Here is a 13,087-nt window from a genome sequence, read left to right as displayed (position 1 = left end):
TCATGGGAGAGAAGGTGCCCGAAGGGAGGATGAGGATACGCACCACCCACGCAGCTGTTGCATCGTACGGCGGTGAGTGACGCGTGGCAAAAATCACACAGCTACTCAAGCGGCCACGGCTGCGCGCATTGCGAGTGTGGATGCGCAACGTCGGCGCATCCGGCAAACACTTCCAATGCATCGCACTGCGGGCGACTTCGTTCACTACAACCGCTTCAACCCACGCGCAATCTGCTCCACCGCCTGTTCCAGGCGCGGCAGGCTTTGCGTGTAGGCAATGCGTACATGCTGATTGGCGCGGTAGTGGCCGAAATCGATGCCGGGCGTGAACGCAACATGTTCGGTTTCCAAGAAATGCGCGCAAAACGCCTGCGCATCATTTGAAAACCGGCTGATGTCCGCATACAGATAAAACGCGCCTTGCGGTTCGACTGCGATCTCCAACCCCAGCGCGCGCAATGCCGGCAGCAGGTAATCGCGACGCTCCTGGAACTCGGCGCGGCGCGCTTCGAAGAGGGCGATGCTCTCAGGCGTAAAGCAGGCCAGTGCGGCGTGCTGGGCAATGGTCGAGGCGCTGATGTACAGATTCTGCGCGAGCTTTTCCAGTTCCGGCACCGCGTCGGGCGGCGCGATCAGCCAGCCCAGCCGCCACCCGGTCATGCCGAAATACTTGGAAAAACTGTTCAATACGAAGGCGCTGTCGTCCACTTCCAGCACGCTGTGCGCATCCAGGCCGTAGGTCAGGCCGTGGTAGATCTCGTCCACCACCAGGTGGCCGCCGCGCGCCTGCAGCGTCTGCGAAAGCGCAGCCAGTTGCGTGCGCGACAGCACGCTGCCGGTGGGGTTCGCCGGCGAGGCGACCAGGGCGCCCACGCTGCCGTCGTTCCAGGCGCTCTCCACCAGCGCAGGGGTCAACTGATAATCGGTGTCCGGGCCGACCGGGACCAATTGCGCGGCGCCCTCGACCAGGCGCAGAAAGTGGCGGTTGCAGGGGTAACCCGGGTCGGCGAGCAACCAATGCTTGCCCGGATCCACCAGCAGGCTGCTGGCCAGCAGCAATGCGCCAGACCCCCCGGGTGTCACCAGAACCCGCTCCGGATCGAGGTGGCAGGCGTAGCGCTGCGCATAGAAGCCGGCAATCGCCTCGCGCAGCGCCGGTAGCCCGCGTGCGGCGGTGTAGCGGGTGTGGCCGGCCGCCAATGCCGCCTGGCCGGCCGCGACGATGGGTGCGGCCGTGGTGAAATCGGGCTCGCCGATTTCCAGGTGGATCACGTCGTGGCCGGCCTGCTCGAGCGCATTGGCGCGTGCCAGCAGCGACATGACATGAAACGGAGCGATGTCCTGGCTGCGGCGGCTATAGCCGCCTGCGTACGGAAGTGAGGAATCCATTGGTTCGATGATAGACCAGCATGACCTGGGACACATGGCGCCCGACAGAAGTCTCTTCCACACTCGGGCACCGGGATGGCATTGCGTTCATCCAATGGACCCCAATCTGATGAAGCCCATCCTCACTCTCCTGATCGCCAGCCTGATGACCACAGTCCCTGCTTTCGCCGCTCTTCCGTCGCCGCCAGACGTTGCCAAGCACCCGCATGTGGTCAAGGCGCCGTTCGGTGCGACCCGCAACGACGACTATTACTGGTTGCGCGACGACAAGCGCCAAGACAAGGCGATGCTGGCGTATCTCAACGCCGAAAATGCCTACACCGACAAGGTGATGGCGCCGCTGAAACCCTTGGAAGAAGCGCTGTATACCGAGATCGTCGGGCGCATCAAACAGGATGATGCCAGCGTGCCGTATCGCGAGCGCGGCTATTGGTATTACACGCGGTTCGAAACCGGCAAGGATTATCCGATCCAGGCGCGCCGCAAGGGCAGCATGGAGGCGCCGGAAGAGATCCTGCTCGACGTCAACCAGATGGCGCAGGGCAAGGGCTACTTCAGCGTGGGCGATGCCGCGGTGAGCCAGGACAATCGCATCCTCGCCTGGGCCGACGATGCCGTTGGCCGCCGTCAATACACCATCCGCTTCAAGAACCTGGAGACCGGCGAACTCTATCCGGACACTGTGGAAGGCGTCTCGGCCAACGTGGTGTGGGCCGACGACAACAAGACGCTGTTCTATATCGAAAACGACCCGGAAACGCTGCTCACCGTGCGCGTGAAAAAGCATGTGCTGGGCACGCCGTCCAGGGACGATGTGCTGGTGTACGAAGAGAAGGACGACAGCTTCTACATGGGCATCGGCCGTACCCGCGACGACAAGTACATCACCATCGAGGTGGAAAGCACGGTCTCTTCGGAAACCCGCTACGCGCTGGCCGCCAAGCCGGACGCCTTCAAGGTGCTGGCCAAGCGCGAGCGCGATGTGGAATACCACGCCGAGCATTTCGATGGCCGCTGGGTGATTCGCACCAATGCCGATGACGCCAGGAACTTCAAGCTGGTCACTGCGCCCACCGATGCGACCACACGCACGCAGTGGACCGACTGGGTGGCGCACGACGACAACGTCTACATCGAAGACTTCGAGTTGTTCGATGGGTTTACCGCCATCGAAGAGCGATCCGGCGGACTGGAGCGTGTGCGCCTTCAATTCAACGGTCCGCACATGGAGGTGGGGGCGCTTGCGGGGGAGCCGCAATACGTCAAGGCCGATGAACCGGCTTATTCGATGGGTCTGTCTGTCAACTCCGAGCCGGATACCGCCTGGCTGCGCTACAGCTACACCTCGCTGACCACGCCGGCGACCACCTACGAGCTCAATACGCAGACCGGCGAGCGCAGGTTGCTCAAGCAGCAACCGGTGATCGGCTACGACGCCAGCAAATACGTGACCGAACGCGTGTGGGTGACGGCGCGCGACGGGGTCAAGGTGCCGGTGTCGCTGGTGTACAAAAAGGGCTTCAAGAAGGACGGCAGCGCAGCGCTGTTTCAGTATGCGTATGGCAGTTACGGCATGTCGATGGACCCGGCATTCAATCTGCCGGCGATCAGCCTGCTGGACCGCGGTGTGGTGTATGCCATCGCACACATCCGCGGCGGCCAGGAAATGGGTCGCCAGTGGTACGACGATGGCAAGTTGCTGCACAAGAAAAACACCTTCAATGACTTTATCGATGTCACCCGCGGTCTGGTCGCCCAGGGATACGCCGCCAAGGACCGCGTTGCCGCATCCGGTGGTAGCGCCGGCGGTCTGCTGATGGGCGCGGTGGCCAATATGGCGCCGCAGGACTATCGCGTGATGGTCGCGCAGGTGCCGTTCGTCGATGTGGTCACCACCATGCTCGACGCCAGCATTCCGCTCACCACCAACGAATACGACGAGTGGGGCAACCCGGAAACCCCGGACTATTACGCGTACATGCTGTCGTACTCGCCATATGACAACGTGCGCGAGCAGGCGTACCCGGCGCTGTTCGTGGGCACCGGATTGTGGGATTCGCAGGTCCAGTATTGGGAGCCGGCCAAGTGGGTGGCCAAGCTGCGCGACGACAACACCGGCACCCAGCCCATCGTGTTCCGCACCAATATGGAAGCCGGGCATGGCGGCAAATCCGGACGCTTCCGCCGCTACCGCGAGCTGGCCGAATCGTATGCGTTCGTGCTGGATCAGCTGGGCGTGAAGTAGCTGGAGGGCCGGGATTGGGGAGTCGGGATTTGGGATTGGTTGGAACAGATGGCGTGGGCTGGAGCTGGCTGCTCGTGGGATGCGAGGGCTAGCCTCTCTCCATGTTCCGCTCCCCGGCCTTCGCTCGTCCTTATCGGCGCGTTGCGTTCGTCGCCTCGCCCCGAACCGAGCCGGGTACCAGTCCGTCGTCGCTGCATATTGGGCTGCGTGTCTGACCGCAGAGAGGCTGGGGGCGCCTTGGCACCTCTGGTGGCCGGCGCGCTGCACACCGCCCGCTGTGGACAGCGCGCCCTCCCGCAGCGACACAATCGCCGCTGCAGGGCCGACTCACCAAACCGCAGCGCTGGCCGTATGATTTGCGCATGACGCGACCGACTCGATTCCGCTGGGCCTGGTGGTTGCTGGCCTACGCCAGCCTGGCCACCGGTATCGTCGGGATCTTCGTCCCGGGGCTGCCGACAACGGTCTTCATCCTGATCTCTGCCTGGGCGGCCTCGCACGGGTCCGAACGCCTGCACAACTGGCTGCTGTCGCATCCGCGCTTCGGCCCGGCGATCGTGGAATGGCAGACCTACCGTGCGGTCAGCCGCAAGGCCAAGTGGATGGCGACGCTGACCATGACGGTCTGCGCCGCGATCATGCTGTGGTGCGTGCCGGTGTTCTGGGTCAAGTGCCTGTCGATCGGCAGCATGGTCGTGGTAGCGATCTGGCTGTGGTTGCGTCCCGAGCCGCCGCCGCGCCCGCTGCCCGGCGCGCACTGAACGCAGCGGGCCACCGAGCGCACGGCCATAACGGTGTTCTGGCTATACTTCGGCCTATGAGCATTATGTCCCGACCGTCTGTTCGTCTCGCACTGGTTGGTGCGACCTTTGTCCTGCTTGCCGCCTGCGGCAACAAGGGCCCGCTGGTGATGCCGCAGAAGCCGGTGCCGGTGGAAGCCCAGCCGGTGCCGCAGCCGCAGCCGGCGGATGCGTCGCAACCGCTGGACGAGTCCACGCCTGCGCCGGTGGATGGCGACACCAAGCCTGCATCCACCACCGACCAGCCCGCTAGCAGCGGCAATGAGCGCTGACGGTCGCAGCGGGCGTCTGCGTTTCACCAAAATGCATGGCGCCGGCAACGATTTCGTGGTGCTGGACCTGCGCGACGGTACGCCACCACCGGATGCCGCACTGGCAGCGCAGTTGGCCGACCGTCACTTCGGCGTTGGCTGCGATCAGATCCTGACCATCGAGGCGCCGCGCAGCGACGGCGCCGCGGCAGCCTACGGCATCTGGAATTCCGATGGCTCGGCCGCGCGCCAATGCGGCAATGGCGCACGTTGTGTCGCCGCATGGCTGGTGCGCGACGGCACCGCCCAGGGCGAGCGCTTCATCATCGACAGTCCGGTGACCGCGCACGCGGTCGAGCGCCTCGACGGCGACCGTTACGCGGTGGCGATGGGCGTCCCGCAGTTCGAGCCCACCCAGATTCCGCTGGCCGGGTTTGCCCATGCACGCGACGAATATGCGCTGCCGGTGCACGGCGAGACCGTGCGCTTTGGTGCGGTGTCGATGGGCAACCCGCACGCGGTGGTCGAAGTCGGTCGCGTCGATGCAGCGCCGGTGGAACGCGTGGGCGCGCTGCTGCAGCAGAACGCCGCGTTTCCCGATTCGGTCAATGTGGGTTTCGCGCAGGTGGTCGACCCCGCGCATGTGCGCCTGCGCGTGTTCGAGCGCGGCGTTGGCGAAACGCTGGCCTGTGGGAGTGGCGCCTGTGCGGCTGCGGTGGTGTTGATGCAGCGCGGCCGTGTCGAGCGCGACGTGCAGGTGTCCTTGCCCGGTGGCGAGTTACGCATTCGTTGGCCCGGCGACCAGGAGCAGGTCGTGATGTCCGGCCCGGCTGTGTTCGTCTTCGATGGAGAGTGGAACCGATGAGCGAGAACACGGACAAATTCGGCGCGCACGAAGTGGCCACGTGGCTGCGACGTCACCCCACCTTCCTCAAGCAGTTTCCGGATCTGGCGGTGAGCTTGCTGGTGCCGCGCGATGACGGCCCCACCGCCTCGTTGGCCACCTACCAGCTGGAAGTGCTACGCGACAAGAACCGCGAACTGTCGCGGCGCCTGCACGAGCTGGGCAGCAATGCGCAGGAAAACGAGCGGCTGGCGGTACGCACGCATCAACTCACGCTTGCGTTGATGCGCCAGACCAGCGCGGCCGACACGCTCAAGGCGATGGCCGCCTCGCTGGCAGAAGATTTCAACGGCGAACTGGTGCGGCTGGTGTTGCTCAAACCCATCGATGCGCTGGATGCGGACTGGCTGCAGATCATCGCCATCGACGATGCACGGCTGGCGCCGTTCCGCGATTGCCTGAGCGATGGCGAGCCCATCTGCGGCCGCCTGCAGGCTGAAAAACACGCGCTGCTTTACGGCGCACAGGCGGGGCAGGTGCAATCCACCGCGCTGCTGCCGCTGCCGGGCATCGGCCTGATCGCAGTGGGGAGCAGCGATGCCAACCGGTTCTATCCCGGCATGGGTACGCTGTTCCTGCGCATGATGGGCGAATCGCTGAGCGTGGCGTTGCAACGCTTCGACGTGTGAGGCCGATGGCTGCGTCCATCGACGTTGGCGGCACGGGGTCGTTGGCGATGGCGCTGCTTCGGCAGCGGGGAGGGCGAGGAGGTGCCAGTCGACTATCCGGGTTGTCTGCACCTGCGGGGCGCGCGTTCCGCGCGCATGTGCAGGTGACCGCAGTCGCGCCGCGATATCGGAGGCGCTGACGTGTCATCGGTCGACGAGTTCCTGACATACCTGCAGGTCGAGCGGCAAGTATCGGCGCACACGCTGGACGCGTATCGGCGCGACCTTGCTGCCCTGGTCGTCTGGGCGGCTGAGCAGACGACCGACGATGGCGTGCAGGACGCTGCAGTGCCTGCCGAGACTGCACAGTTCGATACCGCGCACTTGCGGCAATTCGTTGCGGCAGAACATCGGCGCGGGCTGTCGGCAAAGAGCCTGCAGCGCCGTCTGTCGGCATGCCGCAGTTATTACGCCTGGTTGCTCAAGCATGGCCGTATTTCGGCCAGCCCGGCGGCGGCGCTGCGTGCGCCCAAGGCGCCGCGCAAGTTGCCGCAGGTGCTGGACGCCGACGAAGCGGTGCGTCTGGTGGAAGTGCCGACCGATGCGCCACTGGGCCTGCGCGATCGCGCGTTGCTGGAAGTGTTCTACTCGTCCGGGCTGCGCCTGAGCGAGTTATGCGCATTACGCTGGCGCGACCTGGACCTGGACAGCGGCCTGGTGATGGTACTCGGCAAAGGCAGCAAGCAGCGCCTGGTGCCGGTGGGCTCGCACGCGATCGCCGCCTTGCGCGAATGGCGGCGCGACAGTGGTGCAAGCGCCGACAGCCACGTCTTCCCTGGCCGTGCCGGCGGTGCGATTTCGCAACGTGCAGTGCAGATCCGCATCAAGCAACTTGCCGTGCGCCAGGGCATGTTCAAGGACGTGCATCCGCATATGCTGCGGCACAGTTTCGCCAGTCATATCCTGGAATCGTCCGGCGATCTGCGCGGCGTGCAGGAGTTGCTGGGCCATTCGGACATTGCCACCACCCAGATCTACACGCATCTGGATTTCCAACACTTGGCCAAGGTCTACGATGCCGCGCATCCGCGTGCCAGGCGCAAGAAAGCTGCAGAGTGAGCGCTAAGCTGTAAGCGACCGGCAGCCGGCGTCATCGACTCCTGCAGTTCACTGCCGCAGGTCGGTCTGCATGTCGCGTGCAACGTGTTGCTGTCTCGCAAGTGAGCGCTGCCACACCAACCTGCGGCGACTGGTCGCAGCGTGCTTGAACCCGGCAGGGGCGTCCCCACCTCCTTGGAAACCCCCGGAGGATCCATGGACCCTAGCCAGAACCCCAACATCGTTCACGCCACCACCATCATTTCGGTTCGACGTGGTGGGCATGTCGCCGTTGCCGGCGATGGCCAGGTCACCCTTGGCCATACGGTCATGAAGGGCAATGCGCGCAAGGTACGTCGGCTCGGGCGCGAGGGTCAGGTGCTGGCCGGTTTCGCTGGCGCGGCAGCCGATGCGTTCACCCTGTTCGAATTGTTCGAAGCCAAGCTCGACAAGCACGGCCAGCTGACGCGCGCTGCCGTGGAACTGGCCAAGGATTGGCGCACCGAGCGCCGGCTGGGCAAGCTCGAAGCGCTGCTGGCCGTGGCCGACAAAAAGACCTCGCTGATCATCAGCGGCACCGGCGATGTGATCGAACCGGAAGACGGCATCATCGCCATCGGCTCGGGTGGCTCGTACGCCTTGTCGGCAGCGCGCGCGCTGCTGGCGCACACGCAACTGGATGCCAAGACCATTGCCGCCGAAGCGATCAATATCGCCGGCGATATCTGCATCTATACCAATCGCAACGTGGTGGTCGAAGAGCTGTGATTCGGGATTCGGGATTGGGGATTCGCAAAAGCGCTCCTTTCCCTGCACCTGGACATGCCTCGATCGTTCCTACTCCGCTCTTACGAATCCCCAATCCCCAATGCCAAATCCCGATAGCTCAACCATGACTCCGCGCGAAATCGTGCAGGAGCTCGACCGTCATATCGTTGGCCAGCACGACGCCAAGCGCGCGGTTGCCATCGCGCTGCGTAACCGCTGGCGCCGCATGCAGTTGCCGGAAGAACTGCGCAACGAAGTGATGCCCAAGAACATCCTGATGATCGGCCCTACCGGTGTGGGCAAGACCGAGATCGCACGGCGCCTGGCGACACTGGCCAACGCGCCGTTCGTCAAGGTCGAAGCCACGCGCTTCACCGAAGTGGGGTATGTGGGCAAGGATGTGGAGCAGATCATCCGCGACCTGGCCGATACCGCCGTCAAGCTGTATCGCGAGCAGGCCAAGGTGCGCGTGCGCAACCAGGCCGAAGAGCGTGCCGAAGACCGCATCCTGGACGCATTGCTGCCACGTCGCGCGACCGGTATTGGGTTTGATCCGGAAGCGGCGCGCAACGAGCCCTCCTCGCAGGACAACGACACCCGCATCAAGTTCCGTCGCATGCTGCGCAACGGCGAGCTGGACGAGCGCGAGATCGAACTGGAAGTGGCGGTGAACGCCAGCATGGACATCATGACCCCGCCGGGCATGGAAGAAATGGGCCAGCAACTGCGCCAGATGTTTTCCAATCTGGGCAGCGGCAAATCCCAGAAGCGCAAGCTCACCATCAAGGCAGCGCGCCCGCTGTTGATCGAAGAAGAAGCGGGCAAATTGGTCAACGAAGACGATGTGCGCACCGCGGCCATCGAAGCGTGCGAGCAGCATGGCATCGTGTTCATCGATGAGATCGACAAGGTGGCCAAGCGCGGCGAAGCCGGCTCCGGCGGTGGCGATGTCAGTCGCGAAGGCGTGCAGCGCGATCTGTTGCCGCTGGTGGAAGGCTCCAACGTGTCCACCAAGTACGGCACGGTCAAGACCGACCACATCCTGTTCATTGCATCAGGCGCGTTTCACCTGGCCAAGCCCAGCGATCTGATCCCGGAGCTGCAGGGCCGCTTCCCGATCCGCGTGGAATTGACCGCGCTGACCAAGGCCGATTTCGTCCGCATCCTCACCGAACCCAGGGCCGCCTTGATCAAGCAGTACGAAGCCTTGTTGCAGACCGAAGGTGTGGCGTTGACGTTTGCCTCTGACGCGGTGGACCGGCTTGCCGAGATTGCCGCGCAGGTCAACGAGCGCCAGGAGAATATCGGCGCCCGTCGCCTGCATACGGTGTTGGAGCGTTTGCTCGATGTGTTGAGCTACGAAGCGCCGGATCGCGATGGGCAGAGCGTGACCGTGGACGCCGCCTATGTGGATGCGCAGCTGGGTGAGCTGGTGCAGGATCCGGATCTGAGCCGCTACATCCTCTGACAACGTTGCACGGCAACCTGCGCGTGGGATGGAACAGACCCGCCAATGGCGGGTCTTTTTATTTGCAGCATGCACGACGGACGAGACGGGCTTTGGCATTGAGCGGCATTGTGATATCGGGCAATGCATCCCCGCTGCGCAGCGGCATTGCCCGCGGCCTGTGATGGTGCGGCAATGCCATGGTGCTTTAGCTGACCTCAGTCCTCGCCGATATCTTCGTTCCACACATCCGGGTTGGCGGAAATATAGCCACCGAGCAGATCGATGCATTCCTGGCTCTGCAGATCGATCACGTTGATGCCGTGCTCGCGCAACCACACGATGCCGCCCTGGAACGTGACCGATTCGCCGACCACCACGGTGCCGATGTTGAACTGGCGCACCAGCCCGCTGCAGTACCAGCACGGCGCCAGCGTGGTGACCATGATGGTGTCCTTGTAGCGGCGCTGGCGGCCGGCCTTGCGAAACGCGTCGGTCTCGCCGTGTACCGAGGGGTCGTTTTCCTGCACGCGGCGGTTATGGCCGCAGCCAAGTAGGCGCCCGTCGTTGTGATACAGCGCCGCGCCGATCGGGATGCCGCCTTCGGCCAGGCCCTGGCGGGCCTCGGCAATGGCGGTGTCCAGCAACGCGCGGTAGTCGGGAGTGGTGATCATGCGAACTCCAAAGGGGCCGCGCCGGCGGGGCGCAGCATGTCGAGATGGGGAATGCCGTCTTCCAGGTACTGTGCGGAAGCAGGGGCAAACCCGTGCGCCGCGTAGAACGATTGCAGGTGCGCCTGCGCACCGAGCTGGATCGCGCGACCCGGCCACTGCGTGTGCACCAACCCGATGCCTTCGCGCAACAGCGCGTGCGCCAGTCCAGTGCCACGAAATGCAGCAGCGACGACCACACGGCCGATGCTCGGCTCGGAATAACTCAAGCCTGGGGGCAGCACGCGCAGGTAGGCGGCCAACGCAGCGTCATTGGCGGTACCCAGCACATGCAGCATGGCGGGATCGGTATCTTTGCCATCCAGTTCCGGATAGGCGCATTGCTGTTCCACCACAAACACATCCGTGCGCAGCCTTAGCAGCGCATACAGCTGCATGGTGCTCAGTTGCGCAAACCGCAGGTGCTGCCAGTGCAGGGAAGGAAGGGGCATGGTGGGCATCACTGCATGATAGCGGCTGTGCCGCGTTTGAGCTGCGAAATCATGCCTGTATGGGGTATTGGCCGACCCGCCTGCGTGCGTGCGTGCGACGGCATTGCTGCCCACGCTCGGGTGCAGGTTGTGCCTAGTCGACCGCGCTGTCGGTCTCGACGGCCACCACCACCGACATGCCCGGCCGCAGCCGCGTCGCCAGCGGCTGGTCCGGGTCGACGCTGATGCGCAGCGGAATGCGCTGGGCAATCTTGACGAAGTTGCCGGTGGCGTTATCGGCCGGCAGCACGCTGAACTCCGAGCCGGCAGCCGGCGAAATGTCCTGCACGCGTCCATGCAGACGCGCATTGTCCAGCGCATCCACGGTGAAGCTGGCGCGCTGGCCGATCCGGATCCTGGCCATCTGGGTTTCCTTGAAATTGGCCACGATCCACAGCGTGTCCGGCACCAGCGACATCAGCTGCGTGCCGTTGGTGACGTAGGCGCCCTGGCGCACGCCAAGCTGACCGAGCTGGCCATCGCGCGGGGCCAGGATGCGTGTGTTGTCCAGGTTGATCTGTGCCAGCTGCACGGCGGCCTGCGCATTGGCAACCGCGGCTTCCAACGCGGCGCGGTTGACGCTCACGCTGCGCGCGTTTTCTTCGGCGGCCTGCACTGCGGCACGTGCCTGCGCCACGCCGGCCTCGGCCTGCGCGCGCGCGGCGAATGCGGTGTCGCGATCCTGCTCGGAGACCAGCTGCTGGCTGGCCAGCTGCTGCGTACGTGCATAGGCCGAACGGGTACGGTCGCGTTGTGCCTGGTTGCTGCTCAGCGCCGCGCGTTGCTCGGCAATCGTCGCTTCGGCGCTATGGCGTTGTTGATCTCAGTTGGCGAGGTTGGCCTGCGCGGTCTGCACTTGCGCCTTGGCCTGTTCGAGTTGCTGGGCATAGATGCGGTCGTCGATGCGTGCCAGCAGCTGGCCGCGCTTGACGTGCGCAAAGTCCTGCACCGGCACCTGCGTGACATAGCCGCTCACCTGCGGCGCAATCACGGTGATCTGACCGTGCACCATCGCATTTTCGGTGCGTTCGATCGCACTGGCGAACGGCGGCAACCGCCAGGCATACAGCACCAGCGCCACGCCGATCAGCGCAAGTCCGCCGAAGCCGACGATGCCGGCGAGACGGCGGCGCCGACGACGTTGCCGGTCGGCAGGCGGTGAGGAATCTGCTGGTGTATTCATGGGCGCGCAGTGGGAACAGGAGGGGAGGGCGATACCGAGGGGCGCAGATAGCGGCGCCACACCAGCACCGACAGGATCCACAGGCCGGTGGCGATGGCGATGCAGCCGATCAACAGGAACACATCGTTGTACGCCAGCACATTGGCCTCGCGCGTGGCGACCGTGCCTAGCGTGCGCACGCCTTGGGCCTGACGCAGTGCCGGGTCGCCGATGCTGCGGCCATACAGGCTCGCGTAGGCCTGCACGCGCGCGGCCACTTGTGGGTCGGTCAGCACCAGATGTTCCACCAACTGGCTGGAATGGTATTTCTCGCGCACCACCTGCACGGTGCCGAGCAGGGCGCTGCCGAGCAGGCCGCCCATGTTTTGCGCCATGCCGAACAGCACGATGAAACTGATCAGGTTGCCCGGCTGCGCGATCACCCGGCCGATGCCGGCCACCATCGCCGGGCCGATGAAGAACGTGCTGCCGAAGGCGAGCAGGAACTGGCTCGCATACATCTGCTCGGGGCGGGTGAGGCTGGTGGCATCGGCATCCATGAAGCAGCCGGTACAGATGGCCGCCACTGCGATGATCAGATGTTCGGCAACCCGCGCCGGGTTGATCAGCCACGCGCTGGCCGCCACGCCGACCACCGCGCCCAGCAGCATCAGCGCGAACAGGGTCTGCAGTTGCGTGTTGGCCAGGCCCAGCGTCTGGAAGAAGCCGATGGCGCCGGTGCTTTGTTCGGACAGCACCAGCCGGATCAACAGGATCGCCAGCCCCAGCCGCAACATGTCCGCACTGGCCAGCCAGCGCGTGTTGATCATCGGGTTGCGGCGGTTGTGTTCGATCCAGGCCGCCGTGCACAGCAGCACGATGGAGGCGGCCAGCACCACGCCCAGCCACGGCGTACTGGTCCACCACAGCAAGCGCCCGAGCGAGAGCACCGCGGCCAGGCCGGCGGCGCCTGCGGCGAACAGACTGAAGGTGAGGAAATGCAGCGGCTCGAACACGCGATAGCGATCGCTCGGCGGCAACTTCAGCGCTAGGGAAGGTCTGATCAACTCACCGCAGATGCGCGACACTATCGCCTTATGTAGAGGATTCATCCATGCAGCTGACGTTCGGTGACGCTGAGGGCTTGGGCAAGCGTAAGCAGACCCGGCGCGAGATCTTTCTTGCCGAGATGGAGCAGGTTGTTCCGTGGCAGC

11 protein-coding genes and 3 pseudogenes are annotated in these 13,087 nt (G+C 64.6%); 9 read left to right on the top strand and 5 right to left on the bottom strand.

What is annotated here, in order from left to right; translation table 11 throughout:
- Window positions 1-204: 204 nt before the first annotated feature.
- Complete coding sequence (locus tag J7367_RS09110) at window positions 205-1,389, bottom strand: pyridoxal phosphate-dependent aminotransferase (RefSeq protein ID WP_057661444.1); 1,185 nt, start codon at window positions 1,387-1,389, stop codon at window positions 205-207.
- A 109-nt stretch (window positions 1,390-1,498) separates the two neighbouring features.
- Between J7367_RS09110 and J7367_RS09105 the strand changes: the two genes are divergently transcribed.
- From J7367_RS09105 to hslU, 8 genes are all read left to right on the top strand, one after another.
- Window positions 1,499-3,634 carry a S9 family peptidase gene (locus J7367_RS09105; protein WP_057661477.1) on the top strand — a complete coding sequence of 712 codons (2,136 nt, stop codon included), beginning with the start codon at window positions 1,499-1,501 and terminating at the stop codon, window positions 3,632-3,634.
- Between the two features lie 362 nt (window positions 3,635-3,996).
- Window positions 3,997-4,395, top strand: coding sequence for a YbaN family protein (locus J7367_RS09100; protein WP_057661446.1), 399 nt, complete (start codon window positions 3,997-3,999; stop codon window positions 4,393-4,395).
- Window positions 4,396-4,451: 56 nt separating this feature from the next.
- Complete coding sequence (locus tag J7367_RS09095) at window positions 4,452-4,706, top strand: lipoprotein (RefSeq protein WP_022558202.1); 255 nt, start codon at window positions 4,452-4,454, stop codon at window positions 4,704-4,706.
- Window positions 4,696-5,550 carry a diaminopimelate epimerase gene (gene dapF / locus J7367_RS09090; RefSeq protein ID WP_022558203.1) on the top strand — a complete coding sequence of 285 codons (855 nt, stop codon included), beginning with the start codon at window positions 4,696-4,698 and terminating at the stop codon, window positions 5,548-5,550. The genes J7367_RS09095 and dapF overlap by 11 nt, the downstream gene beginning before the upstream one ends.
- Complete coding sequence (locus J7367_RS09085; protein ID WP_007973676.1) at window positions 5,547-6,218, top strand: DUF484 family protein; 672 nt, start codon at window positions 5,547-5,549, stop codon at window positions 6,216-6,218. Before dapF ends, J7367_RS09085 begins: the two co-directional genes overlap by 4 nt.
- Before the next feature lie 180 nt (window positions 6,219-6,398).
- Window positions 6,399-7,316 carry a tyrosine recombinase XerC gene (gene xerC / locus J7367_RS09080; protein WP_057661448.1) on the top strand — a complete coding sequence of 306 codons (918 nt, stop codon included), beginning with the start codon at window positions 6,399-6,401 and terminating at the stop codon, window positions 7,314-7,316.
- A gap of 195 nt (window positions 7,317-7,511) precedes the next feature.
- A complete protein-coding gene (gene hslV / locus J7367_RS09075) occupies window positions 7,512-8,063 on the top strand; it encodes an ATP-dependent protease subunit HslV (protein ID WP_057661451.1) in 552 nt (183 codons plus the stop codon).
- A gap of 100 nt (window positions 8,064-8,163) precedes the next feature.
- The gene (gene hslU, locus J7367_RS09070; RefSeq protein ID WP_057661453.1) at window positions 8,164-9,531 is read left to right on the top strand and encodes an ATP-dependent protease ATPase subunit HslU; all 1,368 of its coding nucleotides are present in this window, start codon (window positions 8,164-8,166) and stop codon (window positions 9,529-9,531) included.
- Between the two features lie 197 nt (window positions 9,532-9,728).
- Here the strand turns inward: hslU and J7367_RS09065 are convergent, their stop codons facing one another.
- From J7367_RS09065 to J7367_RS09050, 4 genes and pseudogenes are all read right to left on the bottom strand, one after another.
- Entirely contained in the window at window positions 9,729-10,184 is a 456-nt protein-coding gene (locus tag J7367_RS09065) for a nucleoside deaminase (protein ID WP_057661455.1), read from the bottom strand.
- The gene (locus J7367_RS09060; RefSeq protein ID WP_057661457.1) at window positions 10,181-10,681 is read right to left on the bottom strand and encodes a GNAT family N-acetyltransferase; all 501 of its coding nucleotides are present in this window, start codon (window positions 10,679-10,681) and stop codon (window positions 10,181-10,183) included. Before J7367_RS09060 ends, J7367_RS09065 begins: the two co-directional genes overlap by 4 nt.
- A 124-nt stretch (window positions 10,682-10,805) precedes the next feature.
- A pseudogene (locus J7367_RS09055) lies at window positions 10,806-11,894 on the bottom strand (HlyD family secretion protein).
- Window positions 11,891-12,925, bottom strand: a pseudogene (locus J7367_RS09050) (MFS transporter); the annotation flags it as partial. The pseudogenes J7367_RS09055 and J7367_RS09050, both read right to left, overlap by 4 nt.
- Window positions 12,926-12,987: 62 nt before the next feature.
- Here J7367_RS09050 and J7367_RS09045 point away from each other — a divergent pair.
- Window positions 12,988-13,087 (top strand): annotated as a pseudogene (locus J7367_RS09045) (IS5 family transposase); the annotation flags it as partial.

This window comes from Xanthomonas sp. D-36-1, assembly GCF_017746155.1.
Classification (GTDB): domain Bacteria; phylum Pseudomonadota; class Gammaproteobacteria; order Xanthomonadales; family Xanthomonadaceae; genus Xanthomonas; species Xanthomonas cissicola.
Note: the sequence above shows the minus strand (reverse complement) of the source record. Positions and strands in the feature narration are given on the sequence as shown.